The sequence below is a fragment of the Staphylococcus sp. AC872 genome, assembly GCF_979255425.1.
Window position 1 is genome coordinate 246,371 of sequence record NZ_CEEDKW010000004.1, and the last position, 18,353, is coordinate 264,723.

The window sequence follows — 18,353 nt, forward strand, 5'->3', positions numbered from 1 at the left end:
AACGCTAGGAACTGAATAGTTTATAAAAGTATATTCAAGGGAATGTTTTAATTATTATTAAAGAAAATTTGTATGACTAAGGGGTATGCTTCATGATAATAGCTATCATATTCTTATTATTAGTATCATTCTTTTTTTCACTTAGTGAAACAGCATTAACGGCAGCAAACAAAAGTAAATTTCAGACTGAAGCGAAAAATGGTAATCAAAGATCACAAAAACTTTCTCAATTATTAGATAAACCAAGTGAGTTTATAACTACAATATTAATCATAAAAAATATAAGTAATATCATATTACCAGTGCTTGTAACACTCTTTGCTATTAAAATGCAATTTAATGTATTAGTTGCAATTATTATCATGATCATAATCATTGTATTAGTATCTGAAGTGATACCCAAAGCAATTGCAGCAGCGAATCCTGATAAAACTTCACGTATTGTATATCCAATCATTCGGACATTTGTTATCATTCTTAAACCAATTACAAAAATGTTGAATACTATTACAAGTAAAATTAGTAAATCATTTTCAAATGACAAATCTGATGATAATCAGTACTCTAAAGAAGAAATACGTACAATGTTGATTGTTGCAGGACGTGAGGGTGCATTTAATGAAACAGAACAGAATCGATTAAAAGGCGTATTAGATTTTGAAAATCTTAAAATAAAGGATGTAGATACAACGCCTCGTGTCAATGTTGTAGCATTTCCAAAAGATATTTCATTTGATGAAGCATATGACACAGTAATGAATGAACCATATACACGTTATCCAATTTATGATGAGGATATAGATCATGTCGTAGGTGTATTCCATTCTAAATATCTATTAGCATGGAGTAAGAAAAAATACGAATCAATAACTAATTTCTCATCAGACCCCTTATTTGTAAATGAACATAATAGGGCTGAATGGGTACTTAGAAAAATGACGGTTTCTAGAAAACATTTAGCAATCGTACTAGACGAATTTGGAGGGACAGACGCAATTGTTTCACATGAAGATTTAATAGAAGAGTTGCTAGGAATGGAAATCGAAGACGAATTAGATAAAGAAGAAGAGGAAAAATTAGAAAAGCAAACCTATCTCAATAAAACAAAGCGTAATAATTAGAAAAGGTGAGTAAAATGTGGAATGACAATAAGTTAACACGTTTATTAGGCATTCAATATCCCATTATACAAGCAGGTATGGCTGGTAGTACTACTGCATCTTTAGTTGCTACTGTCAGTGAAAAAGGTGGACTTGGTACTATAGGAGCTGGATATTTTAGTATTGATAAGTTGGAAAGTGAAATTAAAGCAGTAAAAGAAAAGTCCTCTCAACCGTTTGGTGTCAATTTATTTGTACCTAATCAAAATGCCACTGTAAATCCACTACAGGTCGATCAAATGAATGAATGGCTAAAACCGTATAGAAGAGCTTTTCATTTAGAGGAACCAGTGGTTAACATTGACGAAACTCAAAAGTTTAATGAAGCTGTAAACATGATTATTAAGTATAAAGTACCAATCTGTAGTTTTACATTCGGTATCCCTGATGCGCTAACTATTAAAAAGTTAAAAGAACATCAAGTGATATTGATTGGTACAGCTACAACAGTAGAAGAAGCTATAGAAAATGAAAAGGCAGGAATAGATATCGTCGTAGCACAAGGAAGTGAAGCGGGAGGGCATAGAGGAGCGTTCTTACAAATTGGTCATAGTACTGAACCAATGGTTGGCACAATGTCTTTAGTACCTCAAATTGTCGACCATGTATCTATACCTGTTGTCGCAGCTGGTGGTATTATGGAGGAAAGAGGTTTACTTGCCAGTCTAATGTTAGGAGCACAAGGAGTGCAAATGGGAACTGCATTCTTAACTTCTCATGAAAGTGGAGCAAACGAGTTACTTAAAGACACTATATTAAAAAGTAAAGAGACTGATACAGTGGTCACTAATGTATTTAGTGGCAAAAATGCTCGTGGTATTAATAACCAATTCGTTAAAGAAATGAACGAATATCAAGGGGATATACCAGATTACCCGATACAAAATCAGTTAACTGCTCAAATTAGAAAGGCTGCTGTACAACAAGGTGAAAGTGAACTAACCCATATATGGAGTGGTCAATCACCAAGATTAGCTGAAAAACAAAAAGCTGCAGATTTAATAGAACGTATGGTCAGTCGTATCAATGATATGTCAAATTTATAAATCTTAAATCAAACTCTCTCTTAAAATAATTAAGGGAGAGCTTTTTAATTATTAGATTCATAATCTGTTAGTTGATAATGGATTACTAAGAATCTGTAAATTTGAAATAGATAAAGTGAATCGTTGTTTTATTCTGTGGTATCATTAATTTGGTGATATAAATGATAAATATAGGTCTAACTGGTTGGGGAGATCATGATACATTATATGAAGATCTAGCTAGAAAATCAGATAAATTAAAAACATATTCAAGTCATTTTCCTATTGTAGAACTTGATGCATCATACTACGCGATTCAACCAGAACGTAATATCAAGAAATGGATTAATGAAACGCCAGAGAGGTTTCAATTTGTAGTTAAAATACATCAAGCTTTGACGCTACATGCAGATTTTAGAGATTTTTCAGAAACACGCCAAGAACTCTTTGATGCATTTAAAGAAATGTTGGCGCCATTACAAGAAAGTCAAAAACTAGCAATGGTTTTAGTACAATTTCCACCATGGTTTGATTGTTCAAGTCAAAATATTAAGTATATTTTATATGTTAAACAACAATTGCAAGACTATCCAATGTGTGTTGAATTCAGACACCAGTCTTGGTTTAACGATCAATTTAAAGAGGAAACGTTGTCCTTTTTAACTGAACATCAAATTATACATGCGGTTGTAGATGAACCCCAAGTCAAAGATGCAAGTATTCCACTTGTTAATAGAATAACTAGTGATATTGCTTTTGTTAGATATCATGGAAGAAATGTACATGGTTGGACAAAAAAAGATATGACCGATCAAGAATGGCGAGATGTAAGATATCTATACAATTATAATAAAACAGAATTACTGGATTTAGCACAGAAGGTTAAAATTTTAGAACAAAAAGCTAAAAAAGTATACGTTGTTTTTAATAATAACTCTGGTGGTCATGCAGCTCAAAATGCTAAAACATATCAAAATATTCTCGGTATTGACTATGAAGGACTCGCACCACAACAACTAAAATTATTCTAAGAGGCGAAAGTAAATGTTATTAACAATTTTATTATTAATTATCATTGGTGGATTGTCAGCGATTATAGGTTCAATAGTAGGTATTGGCGGTGGCATCATTATTGTACCTACATTAGTCTATCTCGGAGTAGATCATAGTATTTTACATGGTATTACTACTCAAATCGCAATAGGGACATCCTCTGTCATTCTCATTGTGACTGGGTTGTCGTCCTCATTAGGCTATTTAAAAACGAAACAAGTTGACATTAAAAACGGTTCTATTTTCTTATTTGGATTATTACCCGGGTCATTAATTGGTTCTTTTTTAAGTCAGTATTTAACATTAAAGTCATTTAATCTCTACTTTGGGATATTTATGATATTTGTAGCCATATTGTTAATGGTAAGACATAAAATTAAACCATTTAAAATATTTAACAAACCAAAATATGAGAAAACATATATAGATGCAGAAGGAAAAACTTATCATTATAGCGTTCCACCATTAGTTGCTTTTGTTGCTACCTTATTGATTGGTATTCTTACAGGACTTTTTGGTATTGGTGGTGGAGCATTAATGACACCGTTAATGCTAATTGTTTTTAGATTTCCACCTCATGTGGCAGTTGGAACGAGTATGATGATGATTTTCTTTTCAAGTGTGATGAGTTCCATTGGTCATATCATTCAAGGTCATGTGGCTTGGGATTATTCAATTGTACTTATTATTTCAAGTTATATAGGCGCTAAAATTGGTGTTAAGGTCAATCATTCTATTAAGTCTGATACAGTTGTAATGTTGTTACGTACTGTAATGTTGCTAATAGGTGCATATTTAATTATTAAATCTATTATTTAAAATGTTAAAAGTACATATATCTATTTATTTTTACGATACATGTTACATTATATAATGGCTTAACAAAACAACTTAAAAAGGGGGAAGCATTTTGAAGTTAACAATATACCATACTAATGATATTCATAGTCATTTAAACGAATATACACGTATTCAATCATATATGACAGAACATCGCTCAAAACTTCAACATCCCTCACTATATTTGGATATAGGTGATCATGTTGATTTATCAGCACCGATTACGCAAGCAACCCTAGGAAAGAAAAATATAGAATTATTAAATGAAGCTAAATGTGATATTGCAACAATAGGTAATAATGAAGGTATGACAATTTCGCATGAGGCATTACAAAATTTATATACAAATGCACAATTTGAAGTGATTTGTGCCAATGTATTTGATGAAGAGGGACATCTGCCTAACCGTATAGCATCATCATATATAAAAGAAATAGATGGTGTCCGCATATTATTTGTAGCTGCAACAGCACCATTCACACCATTTTATAGAGCTTTGGATTGGGTTGTTACAGATCCACTTGAATCCATCAAAGATGAAATAAAGGCTAACGACGGACATTATGATGTGTTAATTGTAATGAGTCATGTAGGCGTGTTTTTTGATGAGAAATTATGCCAAGAAATTCCTGAAATTGATTTAATTCTTGGTAGTCATACACATCATCATTTTGATCACGGTCAAATGAATAATGGTGTATTAATGGCAGCAGCTGGTAAATATGGACACTATTTGGGAGAAGTGAACTTAACAATTGAAGATAATAAGGTCACAAGTAAGACTGCGTGTTTGCATCCATTAGAAACCTTACCAGAAGTAAATACCAATTTTGATGAGGAAGGTAAGTCGATGATGAGTACGCCAGTTGTGAATCACCCGCTTAAGTTAGATAATAAAACAGATGTGATCACAAAAACGTCGTATTTATTAGCAGAAAGTGTCTATGAATTCACAAATGCGGATTGTACAATTATAAATGCAGGGTTAATTGTCAAAGGCATTGATGCGGATGAAATCACGGAATTCGATATTCATCGTATGTTACCTCATCCTATCAATGTTGTAAGAGTAAAATTGACTGGAGAAGAACTTAAAAAAGTTATTGTTAAAAGTCAAAAGCAAGAATATCTGCATGAGCATGCACAAGGTCTTGGTTTCCGAGGAGACATTTTTGGTGGATATATTTTATATCGATTAGGCTTTATAGAATCAGAAGGACGTTATTTTGTTGATGGAAAAGAAATACAAAATGATGAATATTATATTCTAGGAACAGTAGATATGTATACATTTGGTAGATATTTCCCATCGTTAAAAGGACTTCCAACAGAATATATCATGCCCGAATTTTTACGGGATATATTTAAACAAAAGTTACTAGAATTTTAAAATAACAATAGATTAGATTTTAATTTATGGTTAATTTCGTTATAATAAAATAGAGAGAGATTAAACAGGAGGGTATGCGTTGTTATGGCTACAAAAAATGAGGAAATACTACGAAAACCAGATTGGTTGAAAATAAAGCTGAACACGAACGAAAACTATACTGGCCTTAAGAAAATGATGCGTGAAAAGAATTTACACACTGTTTGCGAAGAAGCAAAGTGTCCAAATATACATGAGTGTTGGGGAGAAAGACGTACTGCTACATTTATGATTTTAGGAGCTGTATGTACACGTGCTTGTCGTTTCTGTGCTGTTAAAACTGGTTTGCCTAACGAATTAGACTTAAATGAACCAGAACGTGTTGCAGAATCAGTAGAATTAATGAACTTAAAACATGTTGTTATTACTGCGGTAGCGCGTGATGATTTACGTGATGCAGGTTCAAATGTGTATGCTGAAACAGTAAGAAAAGTTAGAGCAAGAAACCCATTCACTACAATTGAGATTTTACCGTCAGACATGGGCGGTGACTACGACGCGTTAGAAACGTTAATGGCTTCTAAACCAGATATCTTAAATCACAATATCGAAACAGTTCGTCGTTTGACACCTAGAGTTCGTGCTCGTGCAACATATGATCGTACATTAGAATTCTTACGTCGTTCTAAAGAATTACAACCAGATATTCCTACAAAATCAAGTTTAATGGTTGGCTTAGGGGAAACAATGGAAGAAATTTATGAAACAATGGATGATTTACGTGCCAATGATGTAGATATTTTAACTATAGGTCAATATTTACAACCTTCACGTAAACATTTAAAAGTTGAAAAATATTATACACCATTAGAATTTGGTAAAATGAGAAAAGTAGCTATGGAAAAAGGATTTAAACATTGTCAAGCAGGACCATTAGTACGTAGTTCTTATCATGCAGACGAACAAGTTAATGAAGCTGCAAAAGAAAAACAACGTCAAGGTGAAGAACAATTAAATAGCTAATCATAGTAATGACATTCATTAAATGAAGTTGAATGTTTTGATAGAACCACTTTTTTATGAGAATAAATGAAGTGGTTCTTGTTTTTTAATACTATCTATGCAGTATATGAAAGTGAGTAAAATTGAATATTATAGGTCAAAATTGTTAAAATAGAGACATAATCATTCGAGAAGTGGATTAGGTGAAAAAATGATAAAAGTAGAACAACAATATTTTGAATTAATAGAAGATTATAGAGCGTGTTTCGATGAAGAGATATTTGCCAATAGATATTCAGATATATTAGATAAATATGATTATGTCGTTGGAGACTTTGGATACGATCAATTACGTTTAAAAGGTTTCTATAAAGATACAAATAAAAAAGCTGAAATCAGTAAACGCTTCTCAAGTATTCAGGACTACTTATTGGAATATTGTAATTTTGGGTGTCCTTATTTTGTGGTTAAGCATTTATCTAATATCGAAGTAAAACAACGAATAGATGACCCGGCAATTATAGATCAAGAAGACAAATTACATGATGTCAAAATACAACCAACAATCCAAGATACTGAAAAATAATAATATAACTATAATCAAATTAATGATCTCCCTCTAAATACTCTAACGTAAGCAGAGGGAGATTTACTTTATTTTTATTGAATAACTTCATTAAGATATTCTATGATTTCATCGCCTTCTTCAGATGATACGCCAAGAATATGAGCGATATAACCTTCTTCTTCAATATCATCTGATCCTATGATACCAAATTTATTAGTCTGCATATTTAAGACAAGTGTTTTTCCATAATGACGATCTGTTTGTACTAACATCAAATCGTATCGACTATGTTCTCCAACAAAGCCCACAAATTGAACTTGGCTTTGTTCTTCATCATCATATAAGTACATATCAATCATTTTTTAAGACCCCTTTAATACGAAATTTACTAAAGTTAGTATAACGACAAATGAAGTGTACTGCAAAGTTGTGATATGATTAAGATAATAAGAGGTGACTAAGGAATGTATTTTGTAGACAAAGATAAACTTTCAGAAAAACTGAATTACTTACAACAATTAACGAATGATTATGAAACAAATAAAAAAAATCAATATGCATTTGAAAGAATTGCACAGATGTTAATCGAATCTTCAGTCGATATTGGCAATATGATTATTGATGGATTTATTTTAAGAGATCCAGGTAATTATAAAGATGTCATCGATATTTTAGAATTAGAAAACGTCATTTCAAAAGAGACACAAGAGCATATTAATCAAACTGTTGATGTTAGAAAGCAATTTGCACACAACTACATTCAACTAGATACTAAGGAAATTGAACCATTATTTGATCATGCATTACCATTTTATAAACAATTTATCGATGAGGTCGTGCAATTTTTAAATAATGAAAATGTTCCAATTACTGCATTTGGTAAAGGAGAGAATTAAGCGTGAAGCATTACAAGGCATATTTAATTGATTTAGATGGAACGATGTATAAAGGTACTGATGAAATTGATGGTGCAAGTCAATTTATTGATTATTTAAATCAAAATCAAATCCCTCATTTATATGTAACAAATAACTCAACAAAAACACCTGAACAGGTCGCAGCAAAATTACATGAAATGAACATTAATGCAACTGCAAATGAGGTGGTTACGTCTGCATTAGCAACTGCAGATTATATCTCAGAAAAATCACCAGGTGCTTCTGTATACATGTTAGGTGGAGAAGGTTTACATACTGCTCTAACTGAAGCTGGTCTTGTAGTTAAAGAAGATGAAAATGTAGATTATGTTGTCATTGGTTTAGATGAAAATGTAACATATGAAAAGCTTGCGATTGCAACACTTGCAGTAAGAAAAGGTGCAACATTTATTTCAACTAATCCAGATGTTTCAATACCAAAAGAACGTGGCTTTTTACCTGGTAATGGTGCGATAACAAGTGTTGTAACAGTTTCTACTGGTGTTCAACCACAATTCATCGGTAAACCGGAAACAATTATCATGGAAAAATCATTAGATATATTACAACTTGATAAACAGGATGTAGCCATGGTTGGTGATTTATATGACACGGATATTATGTCAGGTATCAATGTTGGTATTGATACGATACATGTACAAACAGGTGTAACAACATTTGATGAAATTCAAACAAAAGATGTGCCACCAACATATTCATTTAAAGATTTAAATGAAACTATTAGTGCATTAGAAAAATAAATTTATATAGAGGAGATTTTATATTGAATAAAATTGTCGTATCTCGTCAAATTCCTCAAAAATTCATAACACAATTAGAAGACATTGCAGAGGTAGTTGTCTGGAATGAATCATTAATACCTATGCCGAGAGATCAATTTTTAGCAGAATTACAAGATGCTGTAGCATGCTTTATAACATTAAGTGAAACAATAGATGAAACGTGTCTAGCGAATGCGCCACATTTAAAAATAATTGCAAATATGGCGGTAGGATATGATAATATTGACGTTAATTTAGCTAATCAAAAAGGTATCACAGTTACTAATACGCCGGAAGTACTTACTGAGACAACTGCAGAACTAGGTTTCACATTAATGTTGGCAACTGCACGTCGTATCGTTGAAGCTGAGAAATATGTTCAAGAAGGTCAATGGAAAAGTTGGGGACCATATTTATTATCAGGTAAAGATGTATATGGTTCAACAGTTGGTATATTCGGAATGGGAGACATTGGAAAAGCATTTGCCAAACGTTTAAAAGGATTCGATACTAACGTCCTTTATCATAATCGTTCGAGACATGAAGATGCAGAGCGTGATTATAATGCAACATTTGTATTCTTTGAAGAACTATTATAGAAAAGTGATTTTGTTGTTTGTACTGCGCCATTGACGGACGAAACTAAATATAAATTCAATGCCGAAGCTTTTGCAAAAATGAAAGCAGATGCCATTTTTATCAATATCGGTAGAGGTGCAATTGTGAATGAAAATGATTTAGTACATGCATTGAATACTGGGCAAATCTTGGCATGTGGATTAGATGTGTTAGAGCAAGAGCCAATTGAAGAGCAACACCCACTACTTAAAATGCCTAATGTAGTGATTGTCCCACATATTGGAAGTGCGTCAGAATATACGCGAGACCGCATGGTACAATTGTGTGTAGATAATATTAAAGCGGTTCTTAATAACGAACCAGCCATAACGCCTGTATCAAGTTAAATAACTTAGAACAAAGCTTGTTTACTAATTACGTAAAGTAAATAAGCTTTTTTGATTGAATTTTTGTTAATCTAACAATTTTGTTATATGGTCTGTAATTGTTTAATTCACGCTTAAGATTTAGAATAATAATATTCAGTAAATAATTACTCATGCATAAGAGGTATATCAAGACATTGGTATAAACAGATAAGCGTTCAATGTTTAAAAATTGTTTTGAATTTCAGCCGAAGAATGAGTATAATGAATTATAAAAATAAAATATAAATAATTAATTATATATCAGAGCTATTTAAAGAGACTATGGATACTTAATAGCTTGAAATAAAGATATTTAAATTTTAGGAGAGGTGCCAAATGAAATCTAAAGGTAAGGAACCTACGAATAAGTATTACCTAGCAATGAAGCCGTACCTTTTAACATTGTTATATTTAGCAATATTTATCGCACTATATTTAATTTATGGAAGCGGAGATACACAGAATAACTTCATTTATAATGAATTTTAATGAGGGAGAAAACTATGACAGATATTATTAATATTCTCAGTCAATTAAGTAAACAACAACCAGAAGCAATTGCAGTAAGACATACGACTGATGAAATCACTTATAAACAACTAGATGAATTTTCTAGTAAACTTGCACATCAACTACAAGGCAGTCGACAACCTATGATTCTATTTGGACATATGTCACCATTCATGATTGTAGGTATGATTGGTGCAATTAAAGCAGGATGTGGATATGTACCTATCGATACGTCAGTGCCAGAAGAACGTGTGAAGATGATTATCGATAAAGTACAACCTGAATATATCTTTAATACGACTGATTACACATTAGATCAACATAACGCTCAAGTTATCACAATTGAAAACGTTGAGAATTCACAAGATCCTGTAATTTTTGATAGCCAAATGAAGGCGAATGACGTTGTATATACAATCTTTACATCAGGTTCTACAGGCGAACCTAAAGGTGTACAAATTGAATATGCAAGTTTAGTTGAATTTGCAGAATGGATGGATTCATTGAATAAATCTGGCAATGGCCAGGAGTGGTTAAACCAAGCACCATTTTCATTTGATTTATCAGTAATGGCTATTTATCCATGTTTAGTTTCAGGTGGTACATTAAACCTAGTTGATAAAGATATGATTAATAAACCTAAATTATTAAATGATATGTTACAAGCGACACCGATTAACATTTGGGTTTCTACACCATCATTTATTGAAATGTGTTTATTATTACCGACTTTAAATGAGGAACAATATGGTAGTTTGAATCATTTCTTCTTCTGTGGAGAAATTTTAGGACATAGAACTGCTAAAGCATTAGTAGACCGTTTCCCTAATGGAACGATTTATAATACGTATGGGCCTACAGAAGCTACAGTTGCAGTGACTAGTATTCAAATTACACCAGAGGTACTAGAACAATATAATCCACTTCCAGTAGGTGTGGCTAGACCAGGTACTAAATTGACGACAACTGAAGATGGCGAATTAGTTATTCAAGGTCAAAGCGTCAGTGTTGGTTATTTAAAAAACGAAGAAAAAACAGTGGCTGTGTTTAATTTTGAGGACAGAGTAAGAACTTACCATACAGGTGATAAAGCAAAAGAAGAAAATGGTTTATGGTTCATACAAGGTCGTATCGACTTCCAAATCAAATTAAACGGTTATCGCATGGAATTAGAAGAAATAGAGTCACAATTACGTGATTCTGACTTAATCCGAGAAGCGATTGTAGTGCCAGTTTATAAAAATGATAAAGTTATTCATTTAATTGGTGCTGTCGTATCAACAGAAGAAGTTGAAGATGAGAGACAAATGACTAAAGCTATTAAAGACGAATTGAAATCGCGCTTACCAGAGTACATGATTCCGAGAAAGTTTGTTTGGATGGAGCAGTTACCACTGACATCTAATGGTAAACTTGACCGTAAGAAGATTGCTGAGGTAGTTAACGGATGATACCTTATGGCACATTTACATTCTTCCTAATATCATTTATCGTACTTATTCCTGTTATTATTCTTGGCTTTTTAGGTAAGCGAAGCTATATATATAACGGTATTAGTACAGCAATTATGATTGTACTTATCTTTTCTTCAGATAAGCATAATTTGTTTGGACAAAAGTACCTAAGCGTACAGTTAATAAGTTTTATCATATATATTATTTGGCAAGTTGGCCTAATCATGTTTTATTATAAATCTAGACAGAAAAATAACACATTTGCAAAATTTGTAACTATCATGATTCTGTCTATATTACCTTTAGCATTAGTTAAAGTATTACAAAGTACATGGCTAGGTGGCCACCAAATTCATTTCCATGAAAGTAAATTAATTGAGTTTGTAGGATTCCTTGGAATATCTTATGTTACATTTAAAAGTGTTCAATTAATTATGGAAATTCGTGATGGGTCTATTAAAGAGATTAAAGTGGGTAAATTAATCCAGTTTATTTCATTCTTCCCAACTATTTCTTCTGGACCAATTGACAGATATAAACGATTTGTTAAAGATGATAAAAAGGTTCCAACTGGTGGGGAATATAGAGAATTAGTATTAAAAGCAATCCACATGATTATGATAGGCTTTTTATATAAATATATTATTGCCTATTTCATTCAAGTATATGCAATTAATCCATTACAAATGAATTTACATGGATTCACACATATGTGGTTATATATGTATGCATATAGCTTTTATCTATTCTTTGACTTTGCAGGTTATAGTTTATTTGCTATAGCGCTTAGTTATTTATATGGAATTAAAACACCACCTAACTTTAATAAACCATTCCAATCCAAAAATATTAAAGACTTCTGGAATAGATGGCACATGACATTATCATTCTGGTTTAGAGACTGTATTTATATGAGATCTTTATTTTATATGTCTCGTAAAAAGATGTTTAAGAGTCAATTAGCAATGTCCAATATTGCATTCTTCCTTAATTTCTTTATTATGGGGATTTGGCACGGTTTAGAAGTTTACTATATTGTATATGGTTTATACCATGCAGCACTATTTATAGGTTATGGTTATTATGAAAAATGGAGAAAACAACATCCTCCACGTTGGCAAAATAAATGGACTACAGCATTAAGTGTTGTGATTACTTTCCATTTTGTTGCGTTTGGCTTTTTAATTTTCTCAGGTAAATTTATTTAATAAAGGAGTAATTAATTATGGAATTTAGAGATCAAGTATTAGATTTATTAGCAGAGGTTGCAGAAAACGATATCGTAAAAGAGAACCCTGATGTAGAAATTTTCGAAGAAGGTATTATTGATTCTTTCCAAACTGTAGGTTTATTATTAGAAATTCAAAATAAATTAGATATCGAAGTATCAATTATGGACTTTGACCGTGATGAGTGGGCTACACCAAATAAAATTGTGGAAGCATTAGAAGAACTACGATGAAATTAAAACCTTTTTTACCAATTCTAATTAGTGGCGTTATTTTTATCATATTCGTCCTGTTACCAGCACAGTTGTTTACAGGATTAATATCTGATAAAACGCTTGCTAATAATAGAATTTCATTAACAGATCAAGTATTAAAAGGCACGCTCATTCAAAATCAACTTTATAAGTCAGATAAATACTATCCTATTTATGGTTCTAGTGAATTAGGTAAAGATGATCCATTCAATCCAGCAATTGCATTGAATAAACATAATTCTGACAAAAATGTATTTCTATTAGGTACTGGTGGATCAACAGATTTGATTAATGCAGTGGAACTTGCGTCTCAATATGATAATTTAAAAGGTAAAAAATTAACTTTTATTATCTCACCACAATGGTTTACTAATCATGGATTAACTAACCAAAACTTTGATGCACGTATGTCACAAACACAAATTAACCAAATGTTTAATCAAAAGGATATGCCGGAAGATTTGAAACAACGTTTTGCTAAACGTTTGTTACAATTCCCACATGTTCATAATAAAGATTATTTAAAACAAGTTGCGAAAGATCCGAATCATGTATCTGGGAATTACATCTCAGCATTTAAAGAAAATCAATTAATTAAGATTGAAGCAATTAAATCATTATTCTCTTTCACTAAACCACCATTGTCTCATGTTGATCCTGTAACAGATGAAAAAGCATCATGGAGTCAAATGAGAAATAAAGCAGAAGAAATCGGTAAAGATAATACGAAATCTAATCAATATCATATTAGAGATCCATATTGGAAATTAATCAAAGAAAATAAACGTAAAATCAAACGTGATTATGAATTTAACGTTAACTCTCCTGAGTTCCAAGACTTAAAATTACTCGTTCAAACAATGAATAAAGCTGGCGCAGATGTGCAGTATGTAAGCATTCCTTCGAATGGTAAATGGTACGATCATATTGGTATTGATAGTGATAGACGTCAAGCAGTCTATAAAAAAATACATTCTACTGTCGTTGATAATGGCGGTAAAATATATGATATGTCAGATAAAGACTATGAAAAATATGTTATTAGCGATGCTGTTCATATAGGATGGAAAGGTTGGGTCTATGTTGACCAACAAATTGCCAAACATATGAACGATGACAAACAACCTAAAGTTGATCACAAAGATAAACATAAGCATCAAGAAGATAACAAATAATAATAAACGCCTTTCAAGTATCAATGATGATAAATATCATCATAAATATCTTGAAAGGCGTTTTTTAGAATAAGTTTTGAGTGACAAAGTAACTTATGATCGATAAGCAAATAGATACGATAATAATAATGAATAAGGGTTTTAATGCTCTAGATTTTAAATCTTTAAAAGAAACATTTAATCCAAGTGCTACCATCGCCATTAGTAAGAAGATATTGGTTATGATTTCTAATACTTTTATTAGAATTGATGGAAGTGGAATATATGTATTAATTAATGCCATTACAATAAAACCAATTAAAAAATAAGGGAAATCGATACGATGTGATTGTTCGCTATCCTTATTTTTATATTTAACGCACAGTATAAAAATGATAATCACAGGTATTAGTAGAAATACCCGTCCTAATTTAGCTAATAAAGCAATTTTTAATGAATCAATACCAGCATAATTTCCGGCTAAAACAACTTGAGCAATTTCATGTAAACTTGTACCAGACCAAATACCAAAATGGATAGATGACATATGAACAATTGAATAGATTAAAGTATAAAATAATGAAAAGACAGTGCCGACTAATGCGATAATACCAACACTAATGGCAATATCTTTATCCTTAGATTTTATTACAGGTGCAATAGCCGCTATAGCTGCTGCCCCACAAATACCAGTACCGACACCTAATAGAGTAGTAATTGACGTCTCAGCTTTAAACAAACGACTTAAGGCATATGTCATAACAATGCTAAAGATGATTATTCCTGCATCCATTATTAACAGTGGGCCACTATGTCCTAAGATTTCATCGATATTCAACTTGAGACCGTAAAAGACGATAGCAATTTTCAATAGGCGTTTAGATGAAAATGTTATACCAACTTTGTATTGATCTGGATAACTTTTAAAGTGGCGGTATAATATTGCAATAAGTATTGCAATAGATAAGCTACCGACATGTGTGAGTATAGGTAATTTAGATAAAGCAAGACTTAACATCGCAATGCCAAATGTAAATAAGATACCCATGATAAAATTTTTATGCTTCTGTTGAATCATATGACGTTCCTCCCATACGAGAAAGTTTAGCATTGCAATGTTATAATGTTAAATAAATCTTTGATATAGTATATATAACGAAAACGATATGATGAAAATGGAATTTTAAAAGGGGAATATCTATGGATCCATATAAAGTATTAATAGAAGTTGTTAAGACATCGAATTTTACAAAGGCAGCAGAGCGTCTGTACACCTCACAGCCATCTATTAGCCGTGACATTAAACGACTTGAAACTATGTATAATGTTAAAATTTTTGAATTTACTAGACCATCTATCCGCCTAACATCAGATGGAGAGAAGATTTTAAAATATGCACTGCAACGTGAAAATATAGAGCAGGAACTTTGGCAAAATTTAAAGAATGATAGAAAAGAAGTAGCGGGTGAACTATCTTTAGGCAGTAGTTATACATATGGTGAGCAATATTTATCACAAAAATTAATAGAAATGGCTAACCAATATCCAGAATTACATGTAAATGCTTATTTAACCAATTCAGATACGGTATTAAATAATGTTAAACACAACGTTGTAGACATTGGAATTGTAGAAAGAGAAATTCAAGACAATACCATTGATTTAGCATGCATAGCACAAGATGAAATGGTGTTAATTTACAATCAAAAAGTAGGCTTTAATGAGAAACAAATTTGCTTTGTTCGAGAACAAGGATCAGGTACAAGAATTTATCAAGAAATTGGGCTAACTAACTTATCATTACATCCATATTTAGTGGAAATTAATAGTAATCAAGTTATCGTTGATATGGTAAAAGCTGGAAAGGGATTTACTGTGATTTCTAAATCTGTATTAGACGAAGAACATCATAATGTTTTAGGTGCTGTTAAGTTAGACGTCTTTCGAAATTTTTATCTCATAAAGCATAAAGATAAATATCAAGATAATAATTTAAATGCTTTGATTGAATTATTTCAATGTCGATATGAAGAATAAACAATGCAAAATAATACAAAAATACCCATCAATGGATTAATCATCCGTTGATGGGATAAAACGAAATCAATCATTTTATATTATATCTTTATATTTCACTAACGAAAAACATTAGAATACTTGTTCAACTTCGATAACGCCAGGTACTTCTTCGTGTAACGCACGTTCAATACCAGCTTTTAATGTTATTGTTGAGCTCGGGCAAGTACCACAAGCACCATGTAATTGTAATTTAACGATGCCGTCTTCAACATCAACTAACGTACAGTCGCCACCATCACGTAATAAAAATGGACGTAAACGTTCTATTACTTCAGCTACTTGATCAAACATTGTCGCATTCTCAGTAGGCATGAGATATGTCTCCTTTCAAGTAAATTATTTCATTATCATTATTAGTACATTATAATAGATTAAGAAAGAAAAATCTATAAATCAAAACGAGGGATTTCAATGACTAAAGTAAGTGTTGTTGTTTATGGGGCAGATGTGGTATGTGCGAGTTGTGTGAATGCACCGACATCAAAAGATACATTTGAATGGATACAACCATTATTAAAAAGAAAATTTCCACAACATCATTTTGAATTTACTTATATTGATATTGAAAAGGATACAGAAAATTTAACAGATCACGATCAACAATTTATTGAACGTATTCAAGAAGATGAATTATTTTATCCTTTGATCACAATGAACGATGAATATGTAGCAGATGGTTATATTCAAACGAAGAAGATTACTCAATTTGTAGATCAACATTTTTAAATATGGAAAGATATCATAGGATATTAAAAATAGGGACGGTGAAACCAATTGAAATGATTTCACTGTCCCTTGTGTTTATTTTAGCCATTATGATATTTATATAACCACAGGACACCTGATTTTAAGATAGAAGCGAGACGTCCCGTAACAGTTCTATCCATAATATATGCAAATCCTTGTTTATCACCTAGAGAGCCTAAGAAACCTTGTACTTTAAGTTCTGGCATTTTTTCAGGTAATGGTTCATTATTCCATTGCTTTTTCATGACGTCAGCGATTTGTTCACCTTGTAATTCTGCTAATTGAGCACTAGGCGCATGTGGTAAATCTGCACAGTCTCCAACAACATAAACATTTGGATAAGTAGGAATTTGGTGATACTGATTTAAAATGACACGGCCGTTATTGTTGATATCTATAGGTAAGTTTCTTACTACTTCAACTGGTTGAATACCAGCAGTCCAAACGACTAAATCGACATTTTCAGGAACACCATTATTAAAGATTTGTCCAGGTTCAACTTTATCAATGACTGAGTTTGGCACTACAGTAACATCGTGTTTAGAGAACCATTTTGAAATATAGTTACTAAGTTTTTCCGGGAAATTTCGTAATATTCGTGGGCCACGATCGTATAGTAATATTTCTAAATCTGCACGACTTTCACGTAATTCACTAGCTAATTCAATACCACTCAACCCAGCACCAACAATAGCAACTTTAGCACCTTTAGGTAATTCACTAATACTATGAAAAGTATCACGTGCCTTCGAAAGGGTTTGAATACTGTGTGTATGCGTATCTGCACCTGGAACGTTATGATATTTATCTTCACAACCTAAGCCGATAACTAACTCATCATAATCCACTTTTGAATTGCCAACTGAGATGATTTGCTCATCTAAATTAATATCATTAATTTCCCCATAAACTGTATTGATATTAGCATCATTTGGAAATGACATACGTACATCTTTATCTGATTTTGTACCAGCAGCTAGTGCATAAAATTCTGGTTTTAAACCATGGAATGGCATACGGTCAATAAGAGTTAACCTGTATCCTTCTGGTAATGCATTAGGCAATATACGAGACATAATACGCATATTACCGTAACCCCCGCCTAATAAAACAATGTTTTTCATTTTAGTATACCCCTTTATCCTAAAAAATCATGTTATAAATAAGAGCATTAATTTCAATATTGCCCTTCAGACTAATGTCATATTAAGCATTTTTGCCCAA

General features: G+C 31.9%; 20 protein-coding genes and 1 pseudogene. 17 read left to right on the plus strand and 4 right to left on the minus strand.

What is annotated here, in order from left to right; all coding sequences use genetic code 11:
- Positions 1–92 precede the first annotated feature (92 nt).
- The 7 genes from ACZ267_RS08465 (at position 93) to ACZ267_RS08495 (ending at position 7,035) form a co-directional block, all read left to right on the plus strand.
- Positions 93–1,121 (plus strand): hemolysin family protein, encoded by a 1,029-nt coding sequence (locus tag ACZ267_RS08465; protein WP_002466682.1) that lies wholly within the window; start codon positions 93–95, stop codon positions 1,119–1,121.
- Between the two features lie 14 nt (positions 1,122–1,135).
- On the plus strand, positions 1,136–2,206 hold the full coding sequence (locus ACZ267_RS08470; protein WP_015365243.1) for an NAD(P)H-dependent flavin oxidoreductase: 1,071 nt from the start codon (positions 1,136–1,138) through the stop codon (positions 2,204–2,206).
- Positions 2,207–2,367: 161 nt separating this feature from the next.
- Positions 2,368–3,216 carry a DUF72 domain-containing protein gene (locus tag ACZ267_RS08475; RefSeq protein ID WP_002466678.1) on the plus strand — a complete coding sequence of 283 codons (849 nt, stop codon included), beginning with the start codon at positions 2,368–2,370 and terminating at the stop codon, positions 3,214–3,216.
- A gap of 13 nt (positions 3,217–3,229) precedes the next feature.
- Entirely contained in the window at positions 3,230–4,057 is an 828-nt protein-coding gene (locus ACZ267_RS08480; protein WP_002466672.1) for a sulfite exporter TauE/SafE family protein, read from the plus strand.
- Positions 4,058–4,148: 91 nt separating this feature from the next.
- Complete coding sequence (locus tag ACZ267_RS08485) at positions 4,149–5,468, plus strand: bifunctional metallophosphatase/5'-nucleotidase (protein WP_002466666.1); 1,320 nt, start codon at positions 4,149–4,151, stop codon at positions 5,466–5,468.
- A gap of 84 nt (positions 5,469–5,552) precedes the next feature.
- Complete coding sequence (gene lipA / locus ACZ267_RS08490) at positions 5,553–6,470, plus strand: lipoyl synthase (protein WP_002466676.1); 918 nt, start codon at positions 5,553–5,555, stop codon at positions 6,468–6,470.
- A 190-nt stretch (positions 6,471–6,660) separates the two neighbouring features.
- Positions 6,661–7,035 (plus strand): YutD family protein, encoded by a 375-nt coding sequence (locus ACZ267_RS08495; RefSeq protein WP_002466674.1) that lies wholly within the window; start codon positions 6,661–6,663, stop codon positions 7,033–7,035.
- A gap of 74 nt (positions 7,036–7,109) precedes the next feature.
- Here the strand turns inward: ACZ267_RS08495 and ACZ267_RS08500 are convergent, their stop codons facing one another.
- Positions 7,110–7,376: a DUF3055 domain-containing protein gene (locus ACZ267_RS08500; RefSeq protein ID WP_002466670.1), complete on the minus strand. Its 267-nt coding sequence runs from the start codon at positions 7,374–7,376 to the stop codon at positions 7,110–7,112.
- A 105-nt stretch (positions 7,377–7,481) separates the two neighbouring features.
- On the opposite strand from ACZ267_RS08500, the gene ACZ267_RS08505 reads away from it, so the two are divergent.
- From ACZ267_RS08505 to dltD, 8 genes and pseudogenes are all read left to right on the plus strand, one after another.
- A complete protein-coding gene (locus tag ACZ267_RS08505) occupies positions 7,482–7,913 on the plus strand; it encodes a DUF86 domain-containing protein (protein WP_002466677.1) in 432 nt (143 codons plus the stop codon).
- A 2-nt stretch (positions 7,914–7,915) separates the two neighbouring features.
- Entirely contained in the window at positions 7,916–8,695 is a 780-nt protein-coding gene (locus tag ACZ267_RS08510) for a TIGR01457 family HAD-type hydrolase (RefSeq protein ID WP_015365240.1), read from the plus strand.
- 23 nt (positions 8,696–8,718) lie between these two features.
- Positions 8,719–9,681, plus strand: a pseudogene (locus ACZ267_RS08515) (2-hydroxyacid dehydrogenase).
- Between the two features lie 357 nt (positions 9,682–10,038).
- A complete protein-coding gene (locus ACZ267_RS08520; protein WP_002466673.1) occupies positions 10,039–10,191 on the plus strand; it encodes a teichoic acid D-Ala incorporation-associated protein DltX in 153 nt (50 codons plus the stop codon).
- Positions 10,192–10,205: 14 nt separating this feature from the next.
- A complete protein-coding gene (gene dltA / locus ACZ267_RS08525; RefSeq protein ID WP_002466683.1) occupies positions 10,206–11,663 on the plus strand; it encodes a D-alanine--poly(phosphoribitol) ligase subunit DltA in 1,458 nt (485 codons plus the stop codon).
- Positions 11,660–12,874, plus strand: a complete 1,215-nt coding sequence (gene dltB, locus ACZ267_RS08530; RefSeq protein ID WP_002466671.1) for a D-alanyl-lipoteichoic acid biosynthesis protein DltB — start codon at positions 11,660–11,662, stop codon at positions 12,872–12,874. Before dltA ends, dltB begins: the two co-directional genes overlap by 4 nt.
- A 17-nt stretch (positions 12,875–12,891) precedes the next feature.
- On the plus strand, positions 12,892–13,128 hold the full coding sequence (gene dltC, locus ACZ267_RS08535) for a D-alanine--poly(phosphoribitol) ligase subunit 2 (protein ID WP_002433359.1): 237 nt from the start codon (positions 12,892–12,894) through the stop codon (positions 13,126–13,128).
- Complete coding sequence (gene dltD / locus ACZ267_RS08540) at positions 13,125–14,324, plus strand: D-alanyl-lipoteichoic acid biosynthesis protein DltD (RefSeq protein WP_002466667.1); 1,200 nt, start codon at positions 13,125–13,127, stop codon at positions 14,322–14,324. Before dltC ends, dltD begins: the two co-directional genes overlap by 4 nt.
- Before the next feature lie 64 nt (positions 14,325–14,388).
- Here the strand turns inward: dltD and ACZ267_RS08545 are convergent, their stop codons facing one another.
- Complete coding sequence (locus ACZ267_RS08545) at positions 14,389–15,381, minus strand: YeiH family protein (protein ID WP_463680311.1); 993 nt, start codon at positions 15,379–15,381, stop codon at positions 14,389–14,391.
- A 122-nt stretch (positions 15,382–15,503) separates the two neighbouring features.
- Here ACZ267_RS08545 and ACZ267_RS08550 point away from each other — a divergent pair, with 122 nt between their 5' ends.
- Positions 15,504–16,340, plus strand: a complete 837-nt coding sequence (locus ACZ267_RS08550; protein ID WP_002466684.1) for a LysR family transcriptional regulator — start codon at positions 15,504–15,506, stop codon at positions 16,338–16,340.
- 111 nt (positions 16,341–16,451) lie between these two features.
- Here the strand turns inward: ACZ267_RS08550 and ACZ267_RS08555 are convergent, their stop codons facing one another.
- Positions 16,452–16,694 (minus strand): NifU family protein, encoded by a 243-nt coding sequence (locus ACZ267_RS08555; RefSeq protein WP_002433501.1) that lies wholly within the window; start codon positions 16,692–16,694, stop codon positions 16,452–16,454.
- A gap of 99 nt (positions 16,695–16,793) precedes the next feature.
- Between ACZ267_RS08555 and ACZ267_RS08560 the strand changes: the two genes are divergently transcribed.
- The gene (locus ACZ267_RS08560; RefSeq protein WP_002466665.1) at positions 16,794–17,108 is read left to right on the plus strand and encodes a YuzD family protein; all 315 of its coding nucleotides are present in this window, start codon (positions 16,794–16,796) and stop codon (positions 17,106–17,108) included.
- Between the two features lie 80 nt (positions 17,109–17,188).
- On the opposite strand, the gene ACZ267_RS08565 is transcribed toward ACZ267_RS08560, so the two are convergent.
- Positions 17,189–18,253: an NAD(P)/FAD-dependent oxidoreductase gene (locus tag ACZ267_RS08565; protein ID WP_015365237.1), complete on the minus strand. Its 1,065-nt coding sequence runs from the start codon at positions 18,251–18,253 to the stop codon at positions 17,189–17,191.
- Between the last annotated feature and the right edge of the window lie 100 nt (positions 18,254–18,353).